The 24,247-nt window shown below is 67.9% G+C and carries 18 protein-coding genes and 2 tRNA genes; 17 read left to right on the top strand and 3 right to left on the bottom strand.

Going from position 1 to position 24,247, the window contains the following annotated elements:
• Nucleotides 1–63: 63 nt before the first annotated feature.
• Nucleotides 64–3,849 carry a SpaA isopeptide-forming pilin-related protein gene (locus PHA29_RS00380; protein ID WP_270847416.1) on the bottom strand — a complete coding sequence of 1,262 codons (3,786 nt, stop codon included), beginning with the start codon at nucleotides 3,847–3,849 and terminating at the stop codon, nucleotides 64–66.
• A 537-nt stretch (nucleotides 3,850–4,386) separates the two neighbouring features.
• On the opposite strand from PHA29_RS00380, the gene PHA29_RS00385 reads away from it, so the two are divergent.
• Nucleotides 4,387–4,461, top strand: a tRNA-Gly gene (locus PHA29_RS00385).
• Nucleotides 4,462–5,104: 643 nt separating this feature from the next.
• A complete protein-coding gene (gene purB, locus PHA29_RS00390; RefSeq protein ID WP_270403040.1) occupies nucleotides 5,105–6,448 on the top strand; it encodes an adenylosuccinate lyase in 1,344 nt (447 codons plus the stop codon).
• 131 nt (nucleotides 6,449–6,579) lie between these two features.
• Here the strand turns inward: purB and PHA29_RS00395 are convergent, their stop codons facing one another.
• Complete coding sequence (locus PHA29_RS00395; protein WP_270847419.1) at nucleotides 6,580–8,148, bottom strand: helix-turn-helix transcriptional regulator; 1,569 nt, start codon at nucleotides 8,146–8,148, stop codon at nucleotides 6,580–6,582.
• A 132-nt stretch (nucleotides 8,149–8,280) separates the two neighbouring features.
• Here PHA29_RS00395 and PHA29_RS00400 point away from each other — a divergent pair, with 132 nt between their 5' ends.
• From PHA29_RS00400 to PHA29_RS00430, 7 genes are all read left to right on the top strand, one after another.
• Entirely contained in the window at nucleotides 8,281–9,150 is an 870-nt protein-coding gene (locus PHA29_RS00400; protein ID WP_270847420.1) for a hypothetical protein, read from the top strand.
• Between the two features lie 209 nt (nucleotides 9,151–9,359).
• On the top strand, nucleotides 9,360–9,953 hold the full coding sequence (locus PHA29_RS00405) for an iron-sulfur cluster assembly scaffold protein (RefSeq protein ID WP_270847421.1): 594 nt from the start codon (nucleotides 9,360–9,362) through the stop codon (nucleotides 9,951–9,953).
• Nucleotides 9,954–10,227: 274 nt separating this feature from the next.
• Complete coding sequence (locus PHA29_RS00410) at nucleotides 10,228–10,950, top strand: 4Fe-4S binding protein (RefSeq protein ID WP_270573500.1); 723 nt, start codon at nucleotides 10,228–10,230, stop codon at nucleotides 10,948–10,950.
• 16 nt (nucleotides 10,951–10,966) lie between these two features.
• Nucleotides 10,967–13,207, top strand: a complete 2,241-nt coding sequence (locus tag PHA29_RS00415; protein ID WP_270403047.1) for an aldehyde ferredoxin oxidoreductase — start codon at nucleotides 10,967–10,969, stop codon at nucleotides 13,205–13,207.
• A gap of 26 nt (nucleotides 13,208–13,233) precedes the next feature.
• On the top strand, nucleotides 13,234–13,908 hold the full coding sequence (locus PHA29_RS00420) for a cytochrome c3 family protein (RefSeq protein ID WP_270403049.1): 675 nt from the start codon (nucleotides 13,234–13,236) through the stop codon (nucleotides 13,906–13,908).
• Nucleotides 13,909–14,229: 321 nt separating this feature from the next.
• Nucleotides 14,230–14,496, top strand: coding sequence for a TIGR03905 family TSCPD domain-containing protein (locus PHA29_RS00425; protein WP_270573499.1), 267 nt, complete (start codon nucleotides 14,230–14,232; stop codon nucleotides 14,494–14,496).
• Nucleotides 14,493–15,707: a hypothetical protein gene (locus PHA29_RS00430; RefSeq protein ID WP_270403053.1), complete on the top strand. Its 1,215-nt coding sequence runs from the start codon at nucleotides 14,493–14,495 to the stop codon at nucleotides 15,705–15,707. Before PHA29_RS00425 ends, PHA29_RS00430 begins: the two co-directional genes overlap by 4 nt.
• Nucleotides 15,708–15,750: 43 nt before the next feature.
• On the opposite strand, the gene PHA29_RS00435 is transcribed toward PHA29_RS00430, so the two are convergent.
• On the bottom strand, nucleotides 15,751–16,353 hold the full coding sequence (locus PHA29_RS00435; RefSeq protein ID WP_270847423.1) for a GNAT family N-acetyltransferase: 603 nt from the start codon (nucleotides 16,351–16,353) through the stop codon (nucleotides 15,751–15,753).
• Between the two features lie 154 nt (nucleotides 16,354–16,507).
• On the opposite strand from PHA29_RS00435, the gene PHA29_RS00440 reads away from it, so the two are divergent.
• The 8 genes from PHA29_RS00440 to PHA29_RS00475 all read left to right on the top strand — a co-directional run bounded on the left by PHA29_RS00440 (nucleotide 16,508) and on the right by PHA29_RS00475 (nucleotide 24,236).
• The gene (locus PHA29_RS00440) at nucleotides 16,508–17,236 is read left to right on the top strand and encodes a response regulator transcription factor (RefSeq protein ID WP_270403057.1); all 729 of its coding nucleotides are present in this window, start codon (nucleotides 16,508–16,510) and stop codon (nucleotides 17,234–17,236) included.
• Nucleotides 17,236–18,855 carry a sensor histidine kinase gene (locus PHA29_RS00445; protein WP_270847424.1) on the top strand — a complete coding sequence of 540 codons (1,620 nt, stop codon included), beginning with the start codon at nucleotides 17,236–17,238 and terminating at the stop codon, nucleotides 18,853–18,855. The genes PHA29_RS00440 and PHA29_RS00445 overlap by 1 nt, the downstream gene beginning before the upstream one ends.
• Nucleotides 18,856–19,145: 290 nt before the next feature.
• Nucleotides 19,146–20,024: a phosphoribosylaminoimidazolesuccinocarboxamide synthase gene (locus tag PHA29_RS00450; protein WP_408611995.1), complete on the top strand. Its 879-nt coding sequence runs from the start codon at nucleotides 19,146–19,148 to the stop codon at nucleotides 20,022–20,024.
• Nucleotides 20,025–20,642, top strand: coding sequence for a hypothetical protein (locus PHA29_RS00455; RefSeq protein ID WP_270403062.1), 618 nt, complete (start codon nucleotides 20,025–20,027; stop codon nucleotides 20,640–20,642).
• Nucleotides 20,643–20,780: 138 nt separating this feature from the next.
• Nucleotides 20,781–22,061, top strand: coding sequence for an aminopeptidase (locus tag PHA29_RS00460; protein ID WP_270847426.1), 1,281 nt, complete (start codon nucleotides 20,781–20,783; stop codon nucleotides 22,059–22,061).
• 67 nt (nucleotides 22,062–22,128) lie between these two features.
• Nucleotides 22,129–22,204, top strand: a tRNA-Lys gene (locus PHA29_RS00465).
• Between the two features lie 808 nt (nucleotides 22,205–23,012).
• Nucleotides 23,013–23,606: a J domain-containing protein gene (locus tag PHA29_RS00470; RefSeq protein WP_270847428.1), complete on the top strand. Its 594-nt coding sequence runs from the start codon at nucleotides 23,013–23,015 to the stop codon at nucleotides 23,604–23,606.
• A 174-nt stretch (nucleotides 23,607–23,780) separates the two neighbouring features.
• Entirely contained in the window at nucleotides 23,781–24,236 is a 456-nt protein-coding gene (locus PHA29_RS00475) for a hypothetical protein (RefSeq protein ID WP_270573489.1), read from the top strand.
• Nucleotides 24,237–24,247: the final 11 nt, after the last annotated feature.

The raw sequence follows: 24,247 nt of genomic DNA on the forward strand, positions 1-24,247 counted from the left end.
AGAGCAGGCACACGGCTTCGGCCGCTCGGGAGAGGAGACGTCGATGAGCCCTCGTGCTCACGATCAGCTCGGGTCGGGGCGCCTGTGTGCGGTCGCCGCAACGGCTATGCCTCCGGCGGCGGTCGCTGCGAGCAACAGCGCGATCGGGAGGACGCCCGTCTGATCGAGCAGGGGGACGACCGTCAGGGGGACTTGGACCACCTCGTCCTCGTCATGGTCTTCCAGGCGGTCCCCGCCGCCGTTGCGGTACAGGTCGAGGCGGGCTCGGTTGACGAGCTCGACGCCGTCGCGATAAGAGCCGGTGACCCTCAGGTGCAAGACCGCGGGGGAGAGCTCTCCGGCCTGCGGGTCATCGCCCACGGGTTCCCCCTCATGTTCGCCGGGGATATCGTCCAGGTCGTCATGCGGGTCCTTCAGGTTTTCACGGTCCCATGACCCTTCGCGCGTGGTGAATCCCTCCTCGACCCTTCCGTACTCGAAGCGCACCGCCACGACGCGCTCATCTTCGAGCAGTCCGAGGTCCGCGACCTCAAGGTCCCGAGGCTCCGTCGTGCTGACATCGCGCTTCCACAGCCGCCATCCCGTGTAGTCGAGGACCCGCCCGTCGCCACCGATCTGATCGGTGACCGACGGGTTGCGAAGCCAGGGGTTTTCATGGCCATCGTCCAGCGTCGCGTTCGCGTCGGACTGCTCGGGGTCGGCGTCCTGCCGGTTCGTGCGGTACCACACGTTCATCTTGCCGTCGAAGTCTCCGCGTGCGCGCGGGGTCGTGATCCCCTCGGGCTCCGCAAAACCCTGTTCGGCTCCGTCGATCTCATCGGTCATGGTGAACTCGTCGACCCATGTCGAGCTCGTGTTGCGCAGGTCGATGCTGTAATCGTATCGCCCTTCCGCGGAGACGCTCACCGATGCGGTGTTCCGCCCGTCGCCGTTCTCGCTCGTATCCGATGCGACGGGGTCGGCGATCTCCTGCCGCTTGTCCACCTCTCCCGACACCTCGACGGGCTCGTCGTACATGGTGACCGTCTGCACATCCCCGGTCTCCTCGACGGTGAACTCGACTGCCGTCGCCTGATCGTAGGTGCGCGGGGTGATGAGCTCGACGAGCGTGTAGGTCCCCGGTTCGAGCATCTCGATGCGATGGGGCTCGCTGCCCGAGGTCCACGACTCGATCATGTCGCCGTGCTCGTCGATGATGGCGAGCTGCGCTCCCGGAAGCTCCTCCTCGTCAGTGATGTCGCGCTTCGAGATATCGACCTTCGTGACGTCGTCCTCGACGGTGATCGTGGTGTGCCCTGCTCCGTCGACCGTGCCGTCATCCGCGACATGGAACTCGACGACCGCGTCGTTCACCAGATATCCCGCAGGGGCCTCGACCTCGCGCAGGCGGTAGGTGCCCGCCTCCAGGTGCCCGAACCGTATCCTCCCCTCATCGTCGGTCGTGTAGCGCTCCGTTTCCCCGTCTTGCCGCTTCTCACGGGGACCGGGGTCCTCCTTCACGCGCTCCAGCTCGAAGACGGCGCCGGGAACCGCGACCCCCTCTGCCCCGAGCCTGGTCTTCTCGATATCGACCCGCGTCGGTTCGTCGCTCGCCTCGACACGCGCCTCCACCACGGGCGTCTGCCGGTCCTCGTAGGAAAGGGTGAACGTCCTCGGTGTGGGATCGAGCATGTGGCCGGCGGGCGGTTCGGTCTCCACGAAGGCGTATATCGCGCTCCCGTCTCCCAAAGGAAGCTCGGAGGTCGTCGCGGTGCCGTCCTTGCCGGTGGTCACATGGTCGAGCACCTCCCCGGAACCCGCCTGGAGGGAACCGGTGGGGGAGTAGATGTCCTCCTGCGCCACGACGTCGTATTCCGCGCCTTTCAGGGTCTTCCCGTCCTCCGAGCAGGTCTTGACGATCGTCGCCCTGCCCTTCGCAGCCTCGTTCTCGACGGAGATCACGGTGATGGGTTCGGTCGACCCCGCCTTCACCTCGAAGGGGATGTCCTCATCCGTCACGATATAGGGTTCGGGCGCCGCGACCTCCCTGATGAGGTAGGAACCGGCCCTGAGCAGCTCAGGCAGCGTGACCGATCCCGTCTCGTCGGTGGTGAAGACATCGGTCTCCACATGGTTGGGGTACCAGCAATCCTGGGAGAGGGGGTCTCCGTTCTCATCGAGGATCTGGAAGGAGAACCCGGCCAGCGGGATGCGCTCATCGGTCGCGGCATCGATCTTGACGAGCTGCAGCCGCGTCGCCACCACGCGGTTGTCCAGGATGTAGCGGAGCGTGGCCCCATCCGTGAGCTGCTCGGAGCCGATCTTCCATTCACCGATGGGCTCGAAGCCCTCCGGAACCGTCGACGGGACCTCCCGGACCGTATAGCCCGCACGGTCGTATGGCAGGGCGCCCGCTATGCCGTCGGTACGGTCTCCCTCACCGAACCACAGGCCCTCGGTGGTGGCGTACCCGTCGTCCCCGGTGGTGATGGTCCCCACTACGTCGTCGGTGGTGTTCGAGACGATCTCGAAGGACACGCCGGCGGCAGGGTCCTTGAGCTCGGAGCCGTCCGCGCTTCCGTCCTCAAGGAACTTGGCGATCTCGATATCGAAGGCGATCGGGTTCTCAGCGAAGTCATGTTCCGGCATCAGCGTGAGCTCGGCATCGCCGTTCAGGTCGTCCGGCGTGACGGCGTATTCATGGACCGTCTCGTCGAGCACATAGCCTTCCGGCGCCTTCGTCTCGGTGATGCGGATCGTGCCGAGCGGGATCTCCCCGAACTCGATTCGGCCGTCGGCATCGGTCTCCCCGGTCCTTTCGAACCCGGGGGTCGAGACGGATACGAGCTTGTAGCGAGCGCCTTCCAGCGTCGCCCCCGGCTGGGCAATGCCGTTCGTCGCGGCGTCCCGCTTCGCGACGACGAGCGTGAAGGTCGCCGGCTCGTCGGGAAGCTCGACGGTCGAAGGGGTCATGCCCGTCGTGAACTCGATGCGCTTGTCGTTGGGCTTGAATCCCGCCGGAGGCTCGGTCTCCAACGCGTAGTAGCGTGTATTCGGCTGGAGCTGGCAGGATGCATGCCCGTCCGGACCGGTGGTCACGCTCGCGACCTTGCGGTCGTCCGATGCCCGGAAGATATCGTAGGAAGCCCCCTCAAGCGAATAGGTGCCGTTGCCGTCGGTCACGCTGGCATCGGCGGAGACCTTCGTGAAGCGTGCCGTGACCTTCTTATCCGAGGTCACGAGGCATTGGTAGTCGAAGGTCCCGTTCGGTCCGTACGGGGTGCGGTTGAGCCAGAGGGTCGCGCATCCCGCCTCGTCACCTCCGGCACCCCCGTTTTTATATGCGAGGCCGTCTTGGTAGAGTCGCCAGGCGGCGTCCTTTATGCCCTGGTCCTCGATCGCCTGCCAGCGCTCGAGATACATCTTGTTGCCATGGAAGGGCTCGTCGTATTTCGGGATGAAGTTCAGGATATCCCCGCGCTGCTCGCCGATCGCGAGCCATACGGCGGCTGCGGTCGCGGACTCCGAGCGCGTCTCGTCGAGTCCGAAGACGGAGGTCACGACGGCTCCGTCGTATCCGTGGTACAGCACGTAGTCAAGCTCGGGGATCTCGAGCGATCCGTACCGCTCGAGCGTCTGCCCGATGGTCGGGGTCTTGAGCCAGCCTTGGGCGCAATAGGCGACGGAGGAGGTCGGGCCGTCCACACGGATGAAACGCCCTTCGCCACCTGATGAGTTCGGATTGCTCGGCAGGTCGCTTACCGTGATCGTGGAAGCGGCGGCGCGCGCGGTGACGGCGCAGGCGATGCAGGCCGCGCTGATGGCGAGCACCGCCAGAGCGACGACGCAGGAAAGGAGACGTATGCTCAACCGGGAATGCCGCCGGACGGGTCGTTCGGTGGACGTCCCGTGCCCTGCCTCCCCTCCTCTCCGTTTCCGGGGTTTCGCGATGCGGACCCGATGCTGCCAACGCTTCATGACCGACCTCCTTCGTCGTGGGAGAGCCGATAGTACGGCAGGGCCTCCGGGACCGGTCCCGATGGTCCGGACAGTGCCCCGAACACCGTCTGAATGCTGTCTTCCCGGAATCCGAACGCGCTGGTCAAGGTGGATAGAGAGCGTTCACGTCACTCCGAACGGCCTGACATTCGGACCCTGTGTTCCCCGAACATCCATCGAGTTCCCATACCGGCGCCAAGGATCCCGGCGGCGTCAGGGGGTGTCCGGCGCCGAGGGGCACGGCGGTGTCAGATGGGGTGTCCGGCGCTGGTGATTCCGACGCGGGTGAGACATGCGAATCTATTCGGGTCGTTTCGTGCGAATCGAGGACGATTCACCCTGCCGTCTTGTTCGGGGTGGCGCGGAGCGCTATACTGCTCCCTACGCTGATTCGTTCAGCATACATATGCGGGCATCGCCAAGTGGTAAGGCATCAGCTTCCCAAGCTGACACTCGCGGGTTCGAGTCCCGTTGCCCGCTCCAGGAACTTCAAGGCACCGGCGACGGTGCCTTTCCCGTTTCCGGGCCCATCTCGGGGACTCGAACCCGATGGGGTCGCGAGGCTGCGGGAAAGCGCGAGAGTTCCCCAGCGAGCGCGCGAGGGGGCCGCAGGCCCCCGGAGCATGCGGGCGCCGCAGGCGCGCGCGAGTCCCGTTGCCCGCTCCAGGAACTTCAAGGCACCGGCGCTCGCCATGTTCGCGCCGATTCCGTTCGTTTTTCGGAACCTGGCACGGAATCGGTGTTTGGGGGAGGGTCATCTCGAACCCAGTCCGAAGAACAAATATCGCTTTGTCCGGAATGAGCGTTTGGTCCGCTTCAAATCGAACGAAAAGGGGTTGGACCGCATGCATCGGCGGCGTCCCGGCACCTGAAAACGATCCGGGAGCACGGTTTGGCGGCAGATGGTGGCCCGCCTGCCGGGCTTCCGGGTGGCGGACGGCGCCGGGCCTCCCCCAAACACCGATTCCGTGCCAGGTTCCGAAAAACGAATGTGAACCCACCGCGAAGGGCGATGTCCCCGCAGATGCCCGTGCATGTGCGATTGACGCGGGTACCTGCACATCCGTGCCGATAGCGTATACTCGAACGGTACCGGCAAGCGCACCGCGTCATCAAAGGAGCTTTCATGATCGACCGCTACACCCGTCCCGAGATGGGCCACATCTTCTCGCTCGAGAACAAGTACCGTATCTGGCAGGAGATCGAGGTCCTCGCCTGCGAGGCGCACGCCGAGATGGGTAAGATCGGCATCACCCGCGAGGAGGCGGCGTGGATCCGCGAGCACGCCGACTTCAACAAGGAGGAGGTCGACGCCATCGAGGCGGTCACCAACCACGATGTCATCGCGTTCCTCACCAACATGGGCGAGTACATCGACCGCGACGTGCCCGAGGGGGAGCCCAAGCCGAGCCGCTGGGTCCATTTCGGCATGACCAGCTCCGACCTCGGCGACACCGCTCTGTGCTACCAGCTCGTCCAGGCGACCGACATCATCCTCGATGACGTGAAGAAGCTCGGCGAGATCTGCCTCCGCCGCGCCTTCGAGCAGCGCGACACCCTCTGCGTCGGCCGCACCCACGGCATCCATGCCGAGCCGATGACCTTCGGCATGAAGTTCGGCAGCTGGGCCTGGGAGCTCAAGCGCGATTACGACCGCCTGAAGGAGGCCCGTTCCAACATCGCCTACGGCGCGATCTCCGGTGCGGTGGGAACCTACTCGTCCATCGACCCGTTCATCGAGGAGTACGTCTGCGAGCACCTGGGTCTTGTGCACGACCCGCTGTCCACGCAGGTCATCAGCCGCGACCACCACGCCTACCTCGCCTGTGTGCTCGCCACCACGGCGGCGACCTGCGACCGCATCGCGACCGAGATCCGCAACCTCCAGAAGACCGACACCCTCGAGGCCGAGGAGCCGTTCCGCAAGGGGCAGAAGGGCAGCTCGGCCATGCCGCACAAGCGCAACCCCATCACCCTCGAGAAGGTCTGCGGTCTCTCGCGCATCGTGAAGGCCAACGCGCAGGTCGCGTTCGACAACGTCGCCCTGTGGCACGAGCGCGACATCTCCCACAGCTCCGCCGAGCGCGTCGCGCAGGCCGACAGCTTCATCGCGTTGGACCACATGCTGCACTGCCTGATCCGCATCGTGGACGGCCTCATTCTCTACCCCGCCCAGATGCTGGCGAACCTCAACAAGACGCGCGGCCTCATCTACTCGTCCAAGGTGCTGCTCGCGCTCGTGGAGACCGGCATCACCCGCGAGGAGGCCTACGCCATCGTTCAGGAGAACGCCATGGCGACGTGGCGCGAGGTCCAGCAGTGCGAGGCCGGGACCACCTTCCGCGAGAAGCTCGAGGCCGATCCGCGCTGCACCGTCCCCGCCGAGCAGCTTGACGAGATCTTCGACCCCCGCGCGTTCCTGACCCGCGTCGACGTGGTGTTCGACCGTCTGGAGCAGCTCGAGTTCTGATCGCGGCGGCATATCCGTTCCCGACGGGGGCATCCGGTTCACCCGGGTGCCCCCGTTTTCCATCGCGTCCGCTGCGCGTGCGGAGCCGCATCCGCGAAGCGGCGCCGACCGATACCACGCCGGGGTACCCGCTACGCGCGCGGGGAGCCGTACTCGGCGATGTAATCCAGGATCTCCTGCCGCGAATGCAGGTCGGTCTTCTCGTAGATGCGCTTGATATGCGAATGGACCGTGTTGGGGGAGAGGTGGAGCTCCTCGCTCACGCGCGCCTGGGTGTGGCCGAGTGCGTAGAGCGTCAGGACCTCGATCTCACGGCCGGTCAGCCCGAACCTGCTGCCCATCTCGATGACCGACGTGGCGGTGTGGACGTCGGGCGTGCGGTTGACCATGGCCGGGGGGTTGTGCGGCGAGATGGCGAGCACGCCCATCAGGGGGATCCGGCGGATGTCGTCCTCCGTCACGGGCGCGCTCCCGCGCCCCGCGGCCTCCTGCTGGCGCTCGACGCGCTCGCTCGGCGAGGAGAGTAGCTTGGTGAACACCACCTGCGCGGCGATGAGCACGAACAGGCTCATGATCGAGATGAGCACCGGGGTGTTTTCGGGGAACACCCGTCCGATCAGGTTGTCGGCGCGCATGCCGCAGACGAGCAGCAGCGTCATGGTGATCCATCCGACGCCGCAGTAGTAGTACGGGTCGCGCCAGCCGAAGCTGATGAAGGCGATGGTGAGATACCACAGGAACGCCTGGAGCACCAGGGACGATCCCATGACGAAGGCGGCGCCGACCGAGATGGTCTTGGGCCAGATGGAGAAGAAGACCGCACCGAGGGCGAGCAGGACCTGCATGACGACCCAGATGCTCGTGGTGATGGCCCGCATGCGCGAGGCGAGACCGAAGCGCACCCACTGCAGGGAGACGCCCACCACGAACACGAGGACCATGAAGCGCGGCACCGTGCTCATGTAGATGGCCGCGCCGTCGGAGAAGCCGAGCCCCATGCCGGTGGGGATGGAGATGAACCATATCCCGAGCATGGCGACGGCGAGGAAGCTGCGGTTCGAGAACCGGTCCTCGTCGGTGCCGAAATAGGATTCGGAGACGGCGGGGAAGGGGTCGCCGGCGGCGCCGAGGATGCGCGACGCCCGCACGGCGACGAGCTGGGCCGCGGTGAGCGGAATGCCGGCCAGGTACCAGACGAGCTCCTGGGAGAAGCTGAGGACGAAGGTCGCGAACTCCGAGAGGGCGAGCGCGCAGAACACGACGATGACCGCCGCCTGGGCGGAGGTCCCGCGCAGCTTGCGGAGCCAGTAGAACTTCACCGCGGTGCTCCCCGCCGCCACGCCCGCCTGCAGCCCGGCGGCCACGGGGAGGGCGAGCCCGGACCTCGTCGCCGAGGCGAGGGCGAGCGCGGCGCAGCACGCGCCCGCGAGCAGGAGCGAGGCGTTGAGGAAGCGGGAGACGAAGCGCTTGGTGAAGCGCGCGACCGAGAGCGTGGAGAGGTAGAGCGCCGCGAGGGCGACGGCCGCGAGCAGCATCCCGAGCCCGTTGAACGTCGACACCCCCGTGGTCCGGTGCGCCTGCTGGACCACGACGTTCACGACGGCGGAGGAGAGCGCGAGGCCGGCGACGGGGGGAATGAGCACCCGATAGGTGCCGAAGGTCACGGGCGGCATGCCCTGATCGCTGTCGCTCTGCTGCACCGGCTGCTCCCCCAACGAAGCGGGGCGCTGAGATGCCCCGCCACCTGCCGTATCGCCAATTCAAACGATACAAGAGTATACCTTGTACTACACTGATGCATGCTGATGCGGGATGCAAAACCGAGGGGGAGTATGGCTGATTGCACCGAGTCCGTGCCCGAGGTGCGGGCCGATGATGCCGCCCGTGCCGATATCGGGGGCGGGGCGGGGGAGCGGCCGCGCCGAGCGGGCGAGGCGGCTTCCCTGGGCTGTTCCGAGGACGGCGGTACCTGCGATCGGGAGGCGGGGCCTGACGGGGGCGCCGCGCCCACGGAGGAGGAGCTGGAGCGCATCCGCGAGCGCAACGGGTTCATCCGGGCCGCGGACCGCGCGCTGACGGACCTCCGCCAGCGTTCCTACGAGGGCAAGCTCACGACATCCCGCCGCTGGCGGAAGCGCTCCATGCAGCCCGAGGGCACGGATGCCCGGGCGTTCGAGGAGCGCCTGCTGCTCTATATCGAGCAGCACGACCATGCGGAGGACGCCCCGGCGCTCGGCAGGATAGCCGCGCCGGAGCCGCTCGAGGCCCGCCTCGGGGGAGCCGAGGTCCCGCCCGATGAGCCCCTTCCCGAACCCGTGGTCGAGGACATCGCGCTCATCTACGGGAAGAAGGCCATCTACCTGTACTCCAAGGCGCTCATGTCCCACAGCTTCGCGCACGCCCTGTTCCAGACGATGGAGAGCGACGAGGTCGCCACCTTCGTGGACGTGGTGCGCTCGGAGTCCCGGGTCTACCCGCGCCCGGTCGCGGCCGACAGCTTCGGCAACCCGCCGTATCTGTGGGCCCCGTCCAAGACGCTCGAGGTGTACCGCAAGGTCGCGTCGTCCGGTTCGTTCCCGGACATCGAGATGACGAGGACGAGCCTCGGAGCGCCCTACTTCTACTCCACGCTGTACCTCTCCGCCGCGCAGGGCAGGGCCCTCGCCGAATGGTACGGGGTGGAGAAGGCCATGAACCCCTGAGCCCGTATCGGCCCGGGGCCCGTGGGGGAGGACGGGCTGGGGCATAGGGTCGGTCGTCCCCGCCCTCCCCGCGTCCGGGCGGGATCGCGACGCGCTCCGTCCGCCGGCCGGCGCCGCACCCGTCGCGCTCGTGAGCCGCGGTCCCGCGGCCTCCGCCTCGAGCGGACCGACTGCATATGACAACCTGGAGGATTGAAGGAGAGGAAGCCATGGCGAAGCGGAAACTCACCGAGGACACGCCGTTTCTGCGCACACCCGACATGTACCAGATCGAGAACGACGCACCGATCACGGAGTACTCCGACAAGCTCCTCGGCATCATCGCGGACACCGCCCACGGCGGCATACCCGATGGCGCGAACGCGTTCTGCAGCGTGGGCAAGGAGAAGCGCGGGACGGTGCAGATGCAGCTCTTCGCGGTGATCGATCCCGAGACTGAGACCTTCGGCGACGTGGGCTTCCGCAGCCACGGCTGCCTGGCGGCCATCGGGTGCGCGGCGGTCCTCACCGACCTTCTGCCGGGCAGGACCTTCGCGGAGGCGCTCGCCATCACCAAGGACGAGATCAACGAGATCTTAGGGGGAGTCCCGAGCGCGAAGATGTACACCCTCATCCTGGCGACCTGCGCGATCAAGGCCGTGATCGGAGACTACCTGCTGCGCGTCAAAGGGGTCTCGCCCGATGAGCTCGACGCGCTGTTCGCATGCACGGGGATGTCGGTCGACTGCCTCATGACCGAGAACTGCTCCCTGCGCGACCTGAGGGTCGACGCGTACATGCGCGCCTGCGGGGAGATCGAGTAGGCGATCCCCGCCCCCGAGCCCCCTCCGAACCCCCTTCATCCGCACCGTGGTGCGGTTCGGTTCGGTCAGACCGAGTCACGGTTCAGACGTATGGCGCGGCCGCAGGCCGGCAGGAGGGGGCGGGTGTTCAAATTACCCGCAAGCAGGTGAGGGGACGGGACGGCTTTGACGGCACAATAACGTCGACAGCATAGGCATGGTCCGCATGCCATGTGATAGGCGGACGGACGCCGAGCGCCTGAGGCGCCCGCCCGGCAACCGTAGGGGAGGATCAATGAAAGAGAACACCGCTTTGGAGCAGGTAGGCTCCGGCGCGGACCGTCTCGACTCCTTCTTCACCCGTCGAGGGTTCGTGAAGGTTTCGAGCGCGTTCGTGGCCAGCATGGTGGCGCTGGGGCTGCTCCCGGACGCGGCCGCCGCCGCCCCCACGAGCTCGAAGGGCAAGGTCGACTACTACGCGACCCCGTCCCACGTGCTCAAGATCAACCGCGCCCGGTGCACGGGATGCCAGCGCTGCGAGATGAGCTGCACGCTGCTGAACGACGGCAGAAGCCAGCCCGCCGCCGCGCGCATCCACGTGAGCGACGGGTTCAACTACGGCTCGGAGCTGGGCAGCGGCGACGGCATCTACTACTCCATGGAGTGGAACATCCGCACCTGCCATATGTGCACCACGGCCCTGTGCCAGACCTCGTGCCCCCACGGCGCCATCGTGACCGACGACAACGGCGTCCGCTCGGTCGATCCCGAGAAGTGCGTGGGCTGCGGCACCTGCGTGGCCGCCTGCCCCTGGCACATGCCCGTGGTGAACACCGAGACCGGGAAGTCCTCCAAGTGCATCGCCTGCGGCCGCTGCGCGGAGCAGTGCCCCAACGGCGCGCTCGAGCTCGTTGAGTGGGAGAACGTCAACCATTCGTCCGGTCCGACCCGCCAGGCCGATCCGCTGCCGCTCGTCAGCGAGCAGCAGGACTTCATCGCCGGCGGCAAGATCGCGTAAGTAGAGGGGAAACGAAATGGCTGATAACGTCTCTTACGGTTGGATGGGCTGGATCGCCCGTGTCAACCTGACCAGCGGGGAGATCACCGAGGAGTCCGACGAGGCGCTGCAGAAGGACTACATCGGCGGCATGGGCTTCGCGAACAAGATCATGTACGACGAGGTTCCCGCCGGCGTCGACTGGATGGACGAGGAGAACAAGGCCGTCCTCGCCGTCGGCCCGCTGACCGGTGCCGGCGTCCCGCTGGCCGGGCGCTCCACCTGGGCGACCCTGTCCACCTTCACCAAGGACCACCTGGTCGTCGACTGCCACTGCGGCGGGCAGCTCGGCGCCAAGCTCAAGTACTCCGGCCACGACGGCCTGATCATCGAGGGCAAGGCCGACAAGCCGGTCTACATCCTGATCGATGACGACGAGATCTCGATCGAGGACGCCTCCGCGCTGTGGGGCAAGGGGACCCGCGAGACCACCGAGGCCCTGTGCAAGAAGCACGGCGTCGACGTGTGCGTCGCCGCCATCGGCCCGGCGGGCGAGAACCTGCTGCCCTACGCCTGCGTCATCAACACCCGCAGCCACTCCGCGGGCGCGGGCCTGGGCGCCGTGCTCGGTTCCAAGAACGTCAAGGCGGTCGTGGTGCGCGGCACCAAGGGCGTGAACGTCGCCGACCCGCAGATGGTCGCCGACCTGTCCGACTACATGATCGAGCAGGTCATCGGTTCCAACAACAACCACGTGGTGCCGAGCACCCAGCAGTCCTGGGCCGAGTACTACGACAAGGGGTCGCGCTGGACGGCCAAGAAGGGCCTGTACTGGGCGGCCGCCGAGGGCGGCGCCATCGAGACCGGCGAGCCGAAGCCCTTCGAGCTCAACACGATGGGGTACCGCTGCATGAAGTCCACCAAGGACCTCGGCCCCGAGGCGGAGAAGTACACGGTCAAGATGGCCGGCTGCCACGGCTGCCCGGTGCGCTGTTACGCCCAGGTCAAGCACCCCAAGATCCTGGAGATGACCGGATACGAGTCGATGGGCAACACCTGCGTGCCCAACTTCCCGTTCTCCTCCTACATGCAGAGCATGATGAAGGTCCCGGGCACCACCACCGAGGACGGCGCCCTCACCGAGCAGTCCGTCCTGTACAACCTGCTCATCCAGGCGATCGTCGACGACCTCGGCCTGTGGTGCAACTACGCCCAGCTCTACCGCGACATCGCCCACACCTACGTGGACGGCATCCTCGAGCGCGAGCTCGGCGACCAGTTCGCGGAGTACGGGTTCGACAAGATCATGGCCGGCGACCCCACGCCGTTCATCAAGATCCTGTCGGACATCGCCTCCAACGACACGGAGAACAAGCCCATCGCCTGGCTCGGGCACGGCCCGCTCGTCTGGACGGAGAAGTGGAACGACGCCGCGTGGTACGACGATTCCCGCTCCTGCCTGATCAACTACCGCGGCTGGCCCGTGCACCACGCCATCGAGTGCTTCGGCCAGGTCGGCGGCCTCTACAACATGGTGTTCAACCGCGATGACATGATCCACTCCGCGGTCAACTTCCAGGGCTGCGGCCTGCCCATCGAGCTCAAGCAGGAGATGGGCGCCGAGATGTGGGGCGAGGGCGCGGTCGACCCGGACAAGAACTACAGCCCCATGAACGAGGCGAAGGCCGAGTTCGCCTGGTGGAGCATCGTCACCGACGTCCTGCACGACTCGCTCACCCTGTGCAACTGGGTGTGGCCCATGGCCATGGCGCCCGCCAAGGAGCGCAGCTACCGCGGCGACCTCGACCTCGAGGCGCAGTTCTACACCGCGGTCACCGGCCAGGAGGTCACCATCGACGACCTGTACAAGGCCGCCGAGCGCATCATGACGCTGCAGCGCGCCGCCACCGTGCGCGGCATGACCGACGACGAGGGCGCCATGGGCTGCAACGACATGCGCGGCGTCCACGACATCATGACCGAGTGGCCGTTCACGAAGGACCCGGATATCGAGCCGTTCACCGCGGGCACCGATAAGATGGAGCATGAGGACTGGGAGACGGCCCTCACGATGCTCTACCAGCGCTTCGGCTGGGACGAGAAGCTCGGCTGCCCCACGGCTCAGTGCCTGGACGACCTGGGGCTCTCCGATCAGAAGGCCGATCTGGAGGAGCTCGGGCTGCTCGGCGAGGGCGGAGCCCCCTACGACGAGCGCACCCGCACCTACGCCGGCGTCCTGGCGGACTACTGCGGCGACAACCCGGCGCTCAACGCCTAAGAGCGGTCTCGAGAGGAGATTGAGACATGGCTGAAGATATCAAGGAGACCACGGAGGCCGCGGCCCCCGAGAAGGCTCCCAAGAAGAAGCGGAACTGGAAGGGCAAGCGCCTGCCCATCGTCATCGCGGCCGTCGTCGTGGTGACGGTGCTCGGCGTGGCCGGCTGGGCCTGGCGCGCGACCCCGGAGTACTGCGACACCCTGTGCCACAGCACCATGGGCAAGTACTACGACTCCTTCGTGAACGACACGGACTCGCTCGCCTACCAGCACCGCGCCGCCGTCAACAACCAGTGCCTCGGCTGCCATGAGGCCACCCTCCCGCAGACGATGCACGAGGTCCAGGCCCAGCTCGCCGGGGACTACGAGCAGCCGTTCGAGAAGGTCACCTTCTCCAACGACTTCTGCCTGCAGAGCGGCTGCCACACCGGCGCGGGCGTCATGCCCGGTGCGACCGAGTCCTCGACGGCGGACTGGTCGTTCGACCCGCACAGCACCTACCACGGCGTGCAGCAGTGCAACTCCTGCCACCTGATGCACGACCAGAGCGTCTTCACCTGCGCCGGCTGCCACCAGGTCGGTGCCTGGGAGGGCGAGGGCGGCGTGCCCGAGGGCTGGACGGTCCAGGAGCTCGGCGACGGCCAGACCGGCGCCGTGCCCGACGGCTGGACGACGCCGTTCCTGTTCGAGGCGTCCGAGTAGCAACCCGGGCGCGGCGGCCGAGCGGTCGCCGACAGCGCGACGACGAGGGGCGGTCCTACGGGGCCGCCCCTTTTCCGTACGGCGCCGGGCCCCCGATCGTCCGCGCAGCCGCTCGGGGCCGCGCCGTTCCATGCGGGCCCGGCATCCCGCCCGGGGACGCCGGGGCGGAGGCAGCCCCGCACTGAAGCCGGCGTCCTCCATGGAATCCCGCCCGGGGACGCCGCCGCGGAGGGTCATCTGCTGAAGATGCGGTGGGGGAGGCGCCGGGCGCCCTGCGTGCGGGTAGTATAGTGGCGATGAATCGCAAGGAGAGGGGTAACGGTGATCGTTTCCGATTTCACGCCGCGCGGCGTCTGCTCGCGCGCCATCCACGTCGAGCTGACCGATGACGGCAGGACCATCGAGCGCGTCTCGTTCGAGGGCGGCTGCAACGGCAACCTCAAGGCCATCTCCAAGCTGGTCGCCGGCATGCCGGTCGAGCAGGTCGTCTCGACCCTCAAGGGCAACACCTGCGGCCCCCGTCGGACCTCCTGCGCCGACCAGCTCACCCGTGCGCTCACCGAGGCGGCGGCGAAGGCCGGCGCATGAGGCTGTTCGGTGGCAAGGGCATAACCCGCCGCAGGTTCGTGGCGGGGAGCGCCGCCGCGACCGCGGCGGCTGCGGCCGCCGTCTCGCTCGCCGGCTGCTCCGGGGGCGAGGATACGCAGGACACGAGCGGTGAGCCCCAGGTCGTCGAGGACGAGTCCCAGATCGTCGACGCGCTCGACGAGTACTCGTCCGCAGACGCCTCGCTAGCGCCCACCTACACCTGGACCCTGCCGCTCGGCACGCTGCTGTTCCACAGCGACGGCGCGTGGTCGGCCGCCATGATGACCCCCGAGTCCGCGACCTCGATCAACACCATCGGCGTGCTCTCGCTCAGCTCGGGCAGCCTCGTCACCCTGGTGACGACGCCGACGGGGGGCGGGAACCGGGATTTCTTCGACGTGCGCTGCGGATCCGGGGTCTTCGCGTGGGTCGAGATCGACTACAACACCCTGGACTGGAGCCTGCTGGCGGCTCCCTTCGCCGACGGATCGCTCACCGGCGACCCCGTCGAGCTGGACAGCGGGGACTCCGATTGGGATCCCACCATGTTCACCGCGGTCGGCTCGACGGTCTACTGGCTCAAGATGCCGAGCACCTCCGGCTCGTCGACGAGCGAACCGAGCCATTGCTACAGCTGGTCGACGGGGGATTCCGACAACCGCCAGATCTACGAGTCGCCGGGCCGTTTCGCCACGCACCCGCGCGTATGCGGCGGCGTCCTCACCATCGCGCCCCGCGTGCTCGCGGACCAGGGCACCTATTACGGGATGACGGCGATCGACCTGAACGACGCGGACCTCCGCCAGATCGACCAGCTCGTGCTCCCCGCGGGCGTCCGTCCCTTCGAGGCGGTCTACATGGGGGACAGCTTCGCGTTCGCCATCGAGGCGAGCTACGACGGGAGCGGGAGCCTGGGCAACATGGGCACCTTCATCGGCCGGGAGGGCGGGCCCTATGTGTACGTGGGCCGCGAGCCGGCCGCCTGCCCGGCGGGCAAGGACTCGCGCTACCTGATCAAGGTCCGCTCGTCCCACTACCTGTTCGATACGGCGGAGCAGACCTACTCCGTGATCTCCTGCCCGGACCGGTCGCTCGATTACGGCGACTACCCGGCGAGCGAGGGGACCTGCGACCAGTTCGTCACCTACGCCGCCGTCAAGAACGTGCAGGGCATGCCGGAGAGCGTCACCGCCCGCGTCTTCACCCTGTAGGGCGCCCTCCCGCTCCCATGCGGTTCGGTCCGGTGCGGACGGTTCAGTCTGCGCAAAGGGCCGCGAGCTGCTCGTTCGCCTTCTCGACGACGCGGTCGACCGCGTCGCGGTCCGGTGCGTGGCGCGGTTCGGGATGCGCGTCGAAGGGGAGCAGCTGCTTCTCCATCCAGGTGACCGACAGCCATCGGCCCAGCTTGTACCCGCAGTTGGTGTGCTCGCCGCACACCCGGTAGCCATGGGCGTGGTGGAAGGCGATGGAGGCCTCGTTGTCCGAGGTGATGCACGCCTCGGACATCCGCACGCCCTGCGCGCGCATGAGGTCCTCGAGGGCCTCGAGCAGCACCGAGCCGAGGTGCCTCCCCTGATGGGCCGGGGCCAGGTAGATGGAGGTCTCGGACACCCAGTCGTAGGCGGGGCGGGAGCGGAACGCGCCGTTGTAGGCGTAGCCGGCGACCTCGTCCGTGGCCTCGTCGACGGCGACGAGGTAGGCGCAGCGCTCGGTCGTGCGCTCGATGCGGCGGCGGAACTCCTCGACGGTGGGGACCTCGACCTCGAAGCTGATGACGGAGCCGGTCACGTACGGGGCGTAGACGGCGAGGATACGGGGTGCGTCGTCGGGGACGGCGGTGCGGATTCGATAGGCCATGGGCTCTCCCGGTAGAAATCTGACACGATGGGAATAATGTACTTCAACCGGCGGCCACCGGTGGGCCGCCGCATGCACAGGAAAGGCAGACCCCTGCAGTAATGTGCGCTAAAATGAACAGTTAGTTTCCAGTATGTAGAAGGGGAGGCCGCACATGGCTTCGGACGCAAAGAAGATTCTGCTGGTCGAGGACGAGAAGGCCATCCGCGACGCCGTGGCGGCCTACCTTGAGCGCGAGGGGTACTGGGTCGTGGGCGTCGGCGACGGCCAGTCCGCCGTCGAGGAGTTCGAGAAGCACCAGTTCGACCTCATCGTGCTCGACCTCATGCTACCCAAGCTCTCGGGCGAGCGCGTCTGCCGCGCCATCCGGGACACCTCCGACGTGCCCATCATCATGCTCACCGCGAAGGGCGAGGTCGAGGACCGCATCATCGGCCTCGAGCTCGGCGCGGACGACTACCTCATCAAGCCGTTCTCGCCGCGCGAGCTCGTCGCCCGCGTCCGCGCGCTGTTCCGCCGCACGCATATGACCGACGAGCCGCAGGTCGAGGTGCTCGACTTCGGCGACCTCGTGATCGATATCTCCGGCCACAAGATCCTCGTGGAGGGCAAGGAGGTCGACCTCACGGCGTCCGAGTTCAAGCTGCTCACCACCCTCGCGCGCCATCCGGGCCGCGTGTACAACCGCATGGAGCTCGTGGAGAAGGTCCTCGGCTACGACTTCGAGGGGTACGAGCGCACCATCGACAGCCACGTCAAGAACCTGCGCGCCAAGCTGGGGGACGACCCCAAGCACCCCAAGTGGCTCTACACCGTCCACGGCGTGGGCTACCGCTTCGAGGCGCCGCAGCAGCCCAAAAAGGATGAGGACAGCTCCAAGTAATGGTACCTGCGCACCTGGTCATCGGACAGAACAACAAGCAGGAAGGCGGCGAGGCGGGTTCCCGGGCGAAGTGGAACACGCCTCGTTCCGACTCCCGGGGCGGGATGAGCTACGGCACGCGCATGGCGCTGTCGTTCGCCCTCGCCTCCCTCATGACCGTGCTCATCATGGCGTGCGTGGTGTCGGTGGTGTGGAGCGGCGCCTTCTCCGAGTACACGCGCGCCAACATCACCGAGATCGCCCAGCTCACCAGCCAGAAGCTCGCGAACATCTACGAGACGGGCGGCGAATGGAGCCTGTCCGACCTCGCGTCGCTCGCGGAGTCGACCATCGGCTCGGAGGACATCGGCCTGCAGGTGATGGATGCCGACGGGACGATCCTGTACGACGACACCTGGCCGGCGGCCCCGGTCGCCGCGGAGCTCAAGCGCCTGCGCGAGCAGGAGGAGGCCGCCGAGGAGGCCCAGCAGTCCGGGCAGCCCGCGGCGGAGACCGATGACGACTCCGACTGGCCCGCCCAGTCCCACAGCCTCGTGTCGACGGCGCCCACCGACGCCGAGGGCGCGGTGACCGAGAGCATCGTCACGACCGACGGCGAGGTCATCGGGTCGGTGCGCCTGTGGGTCCTCGGCAGCGACGTGCTGCTCACCAAGGCCGACGCCACCTTCCGGGACAACACCTTCAACGCGATGCTCATCGCCGCCTTCGTGGCGATCGCGGTGTCGCTGCTCATCGGCCTGTTCGTGTCCCGCATGCTCGTGAAGCCCATCCGGCGCATCACCGGCACGGCGAAGCAGATCCGCGACGGAGACCTCTCGGCGCGCACGAACCTGCGCGGCGACGACGAGATCGACCAGCTCGGCGAGACCTTCGACGAGATGGCGACCTCCCTGGAGAAGGACCTCAAGCACGAGCGCCGCCTCACCTCCGACGTCGCCCACGAGCTGCGCACCCCGCTCATGGCCATGCTCGCCACGGTGGAGGCCATGCAGGACGGCGTGTACCCCACCGACGCGGAGCATCTGGAGACGGTCGCCTCCGAGACCCGGCGCCTGGCGCGCCTCGTCCAGCAGATGCTCGACCTCTCCCGCATGGAGAACCGCACCGCTCCGCTCAACCTCGAGCCGGTCGACCTGGTGTCGCTCGCCCGCAACATCGTGAACTCGCAGGAGCAGCTGTTCATAGTGCGCGACCTGCGACTTCGGTTCGCCGACGAGACCGGCGGCCGCTCGGCCACCATCGAGGTCGATGCGGACATGGTCACGCAGGCGGTCATCAACATCATGAGCAACGCCATGCGCTACACGCCGGAGGGCGGCTGGGTCGTGGTCTCGGTCGGGCTCGACCGCAAGCACGTGCTGATCTCCGTCGCCGACACGGGCATCGGCATCGCCAAGGAGGACCTGTCGCGCATCTTCGGCCGCTTCTGGCGCGCGGACGCCAGCCGGGCGCGCGAGGCGGGCGGTCTGGGCGTGGGCCTCGCCGTCACCAAGCAGATCATCGAGCGGCATCACGGGTTCATCTCCGTGGAGTCCGAACTTGGAAAGGGTACGACTTTTACGATTCATCTCCCCCGCGAGCACGCACCCGAAGCGCCTTCATCTACAATGAAGCACTAGGGAGGCGGAAGGCCCGCCGCCCTCGCGTCCTCGGGGCACCTGCCGCGGGGTGCGAGTCGCGCCCGCCCCTGCACTCCCCAGGAAACGCCGTCCCGCTCCCGTAGGGCGCCGCCGCGTCTCAGGCGCCGCGGCCCGACGGGGACGCCGCCGGCGTTTCGTTCGGCTTGTCGTCACCGGTCAAGGAGGGGCCCCGCGCCCGCTGCCGCTCCGCGTGACGGCCGCCCCGTGTCGGCTGAGCCGCCGGCGCGGAGATCCGCAGACATAGTAAGGAGTTGACCAACGTGTCCCAGATGGAGCGCCGTCCGGATTCGCGCGGCAAGGTCCGCGACATCTACGATGCCGGAGACAACCTGCTCATGGTTGCCACCGACCGCATCTCGGCCTACGATTTCATCCTCCCGGACGAGATCCCCTTCAAGGGCGAGGTGCTGAACCGCATCTCCGCGTTCTGGTTCGATAAGTTCGCCGATATCGTTCCCAACCACATGGTCTCGATCGATACCGCCGATTTCCCCGAGGAGTTCGCGCAGTACCGCGACTACCTGGCCGGTCGCTCGATGCTCGTCAAGAAGGCCGAGCCCATCATGGTCGAGTGCATCGTGCGCGGGTACCTCACCGGTTCCGGCAAGAAGACCTACGACGCGGACGGCACCGTGTGCGGCATCAAGCTGCCCGCCGGCCTGACGGAGGCCTCCAAGCTCCCCGAGCCGCTGTTCACCCCGTCCACCAAGGCAGCCATCGGCGACCACGACGAGAACATCTCGTTCGAGCGCTGCTGCGACATCGTGGGCACCGAGGTGGCGACGCAGCTGCGCGACCTCTCCCTCAAGATCTACACCGCGGCGGCCGACTACGCGGCCACCCGGGGGATCATCATCGCCGACACCAAGTTCGAGTTCGGCATGATCGACGGCAAGGTCACCCTGATCGACGAGTGCCTGACCCCCGATTCCAGTCGCTTCTGGCCCGCCGACTCCTATGAGGAGGGCAAGGTCCAGGGCAGCTACGACAAGCAGTACGTCCGCGACTGGCTCACCGCCAACTGGGATATGACCGGTGAGCCCCCGCATCTGCCCGCCGAGGTGATCGAGGGGACCTCCGCTCGCTACCGCGAGGCCTTCGAGCTGGTCACGGGCACCGAGTTCGCGTCCATGAAGGAGAACGAGTAAGTGAGCACCCGCAACCCCATGAACAAGCGGACCCAGGCCCAGCAGGCCGGCGAGATCTCCGGGTTCACCCGCAAGTCCGCCGGCTCCGCGAAGCCCGCCCGCGCCGCCGCCTCCTCGGTGCGCGTGGAGCCCGCATCGTCCCGGGCGAAGCGCAAGCAGGCCGAGCGCGGAGAATCGCTGGTCGGCCTCTCCAAGGAGGAGAAGCGCGCCCGCAAACGCGAGCAGCGCCTGCGCGAGGACCGCGCGTACGCCGTGTCCAACGAGCTGCTCCGCGACGAGCCCGAGTACAAGTCGCGCCGTCGCGTGTTCTGGGGGCTGCTCGCCGTGGGCGTCGTGGCCACCGTCATCGTCTGGATCATGATGACGATGTTCCCGGCAGGGACCGACGGCACCGTCCAGATCGCCCAGATCGCGGGCCTGGTCGTCGCCTACGCGGCGATCATCGGGTCGTTCATCTACGACCTCGCCCGGATCCGCCCGATCCGCAACGACGCCCGCCGTCGCGCCGAGGGCATGTCCGAGTCCAAGCAGATCGCGCTGCTCGAGGCCGTCGCGGCCAAGGACAAGGAGAAGCGCGGCAAGCGCAAGGCCGCCAAGGACGGTAGAGACGGCAAGTGACGCCGCGACATGCGACGACGCTCGCGACCCGTCGGGAGGCGGGCCGGATATGAGTGAGACGGGGTGCGTCGCCACGCAGCGGCGCACCCCGTATCGTTGAGCGCGGGTTCCCGCGCCTGAGCAAGCAGGGAGACGCATATGATCAAAGCCGAGCTCACCGCCGAGGACGCCCGCGCGGGCATCCGGGCACTCGAGCCCAAGATCGACCGGTACGCCAAGCTCGTGATCCGCACGGGCGTCAACGTGAAGCCCGGGCAGGAGGTCGTGGTCCTCGCCCCGGTGGAGACCGCCGACTTCGTCCGCAAGCTGGTGCGCCACGGGTACGAGGCCGGCGCGGGCCATGTGACGGTGATCTGGAGCGATGACGAGGTGACGCGGCTCACCTACGAGAACGTGGAGACCTCGTTCTTCGAGACGACGCCGGAATGGCAGCGCGTGCAGCTCGACTCCCTCGCGGAGGACGGGGCGTGCTTCGTGTTTGTCGAGGGGGCGGACCCCGAGGCCCTCAAGGGCATCGACCCCGCCAAGCCCGCCGCCGCCTCCAAGGCGCGCAACACCCAGTGCCGGGCGTTCCGCCGCGGCCTGGACTTCAACATCAACCCCTGGTGCATCGCGGGGGCCCCGGTCGCGGCCTGGGCGACCCACGTCCTCCCGGGCATCCCCGAGGAGGCCGCGGTGTACCGGCTGTGGTGCGCCATCCTCTCCGCCGCGCGCGCCGACGGCGCCGATCCCGAGAGCGATTGGGAGCTGCACAACGCGACCTTCGAGAAGAACCTCCGCTTCCTGAACGAGCGCCATTTCACCGCGCTGCGCTACACCGCCGACAACGGCACCGACCTCACGGTGGGGCTCACGGACCGGCACCTGTGGGCCGGCGGCTGCGGGGAGACCCCCGACGGGCACCCGTTCTTCCCCAACATCCCCACCGAGGAGGTCTTCACCTCCCCGGACTGCGAGCGCGCCGACGGCATCGTCCACTCGGCCCTGCCGCTCATCCACCACGGCAACAAGGTGGACGGCTTCTGGCTGCGCTTCGAAGGGGGCCGCGTGGTCGACTACGATGCCGTGGTCGGCAAGGACACGCTCACGAGCATCCTCGATACGGACGAGGGCGCGCGGCGTCTGGGCGAGGTGGCGCTGATCTCCAAGAACACGCCCATCCGCGAGAGCGAGACGCTGTTCTTCGACACGCTGTACGACGAGAACGCGAGCTGCCACCTGGCGCTCGGGATCGGGTTCGCGGAGTGCTACGAAGGCGGGTACGACATGACCCCCGAGCAGCTGCGCGAGCACGGGGTCAACACCTCGAGCACGCACGTCGACTTCATGATCGGCACCGACGACCTGGACGTCACGGGCATCTGCGAGGACGGCACCGAGGTCCCGGTGTTCGTGAACGGGCAGTGGAGCTGGGAGTAGCGGTGCCGCCGCAGAGTCCCCGAAACGCCGCGCCGGCACGGCACCCCCGTGGTACAATGCCACACGCGGGCCGTTAGCTCAGCTGGCAGAGCAGGGGACTTTTAATCCCAAGGTCTAGGGTTCGAACCCCTAACGGCCCACCACAGGTACGAGAGGGCCTCGGCGACGGGGCCCTTTTGGTTCCGGGCTCCGTGCGGGGTTCGAACCGATGAGGTCGCGAGGCTGAGCGAACGCGCGAGCGTTCGCCAGCGAGCGCGCGAGGGCGGCGGGAGCCGCCCGGAGCGCGCGGACGCCGCAGGCGGACGCGAACCCCTAACGGCCCACCACAGGTACGAGAGGGCCTCGGCGACGGGGCCCTTTTGGTTCCGGGCTCCGTGCGGGGTTCGAACCGATGAGGTCGCGAGGCTGAGCGAACGCGCGAGCGTTCGCCAGCGAGCGCGCGAGGGCGGCGGGAGCCGCCCGGAGCGCGCGGACGCCGCAGGCGGACGCGAACCCCTAACGGCCCACCACAGGTACGAGAGGGCCTCGGCGACGGGGCCCTTTTGGTTCCGGGCTCCGTGCGGGGTTCGAACCGATGAGGTCGCGAGGCTGAGCGAACGCGCGAGCGTTCGCCAGCGAGCGCGCGAGGGCGGCGGGAGCCGCCCGGAGCGCGCGGACGCCGCAGGCGGACGCGAACCCCTAACGGCCCACCACAGGTACGAGAGGGCCTCGGCGACGGGGCCCTTTTGGTTCCGGGCTCCGTGCGGGGTTCGAACCGATGAGGTCGCGAGGCTGAGCGAACGCGCGAGCGTTCGCCAGCGAGCGCGCGAGGGCGGCGGGAGCCGCCCGGAGCGCGCGGACGCCGCAGGCGGACGCGAACCCCTAACGGCCCACCACAGGTACGAGAGGGCCTCGGCGACGGGGCCCTTCTTATATTCGATGGGGACGCGGTGCGCTGGAGGAGGATGACGCATGACGCGCGACGAGGCGCTGAGCGTGCTCGGGCTCAAGTCCGGGGCGACGCGCGACGAGGTGCGCCTGGTGTACCGGGAGCTCGCCCAGATGCTCCACCCCGACAAGTTCGGCTCGAACAAGCGCCTGCGCGAGCGGGCCGAGCAGCAGATGCGCGCCATCAACGAGGCGCGCGACGTGCTGCTGAAGGGCGCGCGCCCCTCTTCGGGCGCCCGCAGGGGCTCGGGCCGCGCGGCGTCCTCCGGGTACGCCGCCGGCTCGCCGGAGGCGATCGCCTTCGAGGCGCGCGCCCGCGCGAACGCGGCGGAGACCGCGCGCCTCTCCGTCGTCGCGCAGCTGCGCACGATGCGCGAACGGCGTCGCGCCATGCTCGGAATGGCCGCGGTGGCGGCCCTCGTCTCCCTCGTGACGATGAGGATGCGCGGCACGCTCGGCATGCTCGCGTTCTCCATCTCGTCGATGCTCGTCCTGTGGGGCGTCGTCGACGCCGTGATCCTGTCGAGCCAGGTCGACGCGCTCAAGAAGCGCTCGGTGGAGCTGCTGCGCACGCGTGACGCGGCCCGCAGGATCGCCGAGGAGGCGGCCGGCCTGTAACCGCCCGCCCCGCGTCCCGCGCCCGCGACGGCGCTCTGGCGGGTCCGTGCGCCCCGTGCCCCCGTCTTTTCCGCGTGCGGACCACGGACCTGCGGGCTCGCGGTAGAATGTACGGGATTTCGGCTTGCGCCGCCATCGACCGCCCGTCCCGCAGGGCCCAGAGAGGAACCACCGATGCCAGATACCCAGCGCAACGAGGGAGCCGTGTCGCCGGAGCTCGACGAGATGACCTGCGACCTCATCGGCCTGTTCCTCGACTCGCTCGCCGAGGGCGACGACCCCGGGGTCGTGGTGTGCGTCGAGGACGCCGCGGGCTCCCGCAGCCAGGTCGCGTTCTCCGACGACGGCGAGGAGGCCTGCCTCGCGGCCGCCCAGGCCTTCGTCACGCAGCATGCGGGCACGGGCGTGCCCGAAGACGGCGTCGGCGCCCTGGTCCGCTACGCGCTCGCGTGCACGGGCTGCGTCGACCTGGGCGACGAGGGCTACCGCAACGCCGTCCTCGTGAGCTTCTTCGAGCGGGGCCTGCCGTGCGGCTACTCCGCGTACGTCCTGTTCGACGGCATGGGCGAAGGGGACGCATTTATGTGGAGCGACCCTGAACCTGCAGGTGAGGAGCCCCCGCTTCTCTGAGGTCGTTTACT

The organism is Candidatus Collinsella stercoripullorum (assembly GCF_027669965.1).
GTDB lineage: Bacteria > Actinomycetota > Coriobacteriia > Coriobacteriales > Coriobacteriaceae > Collinsella > Collinsella stercoripullorum.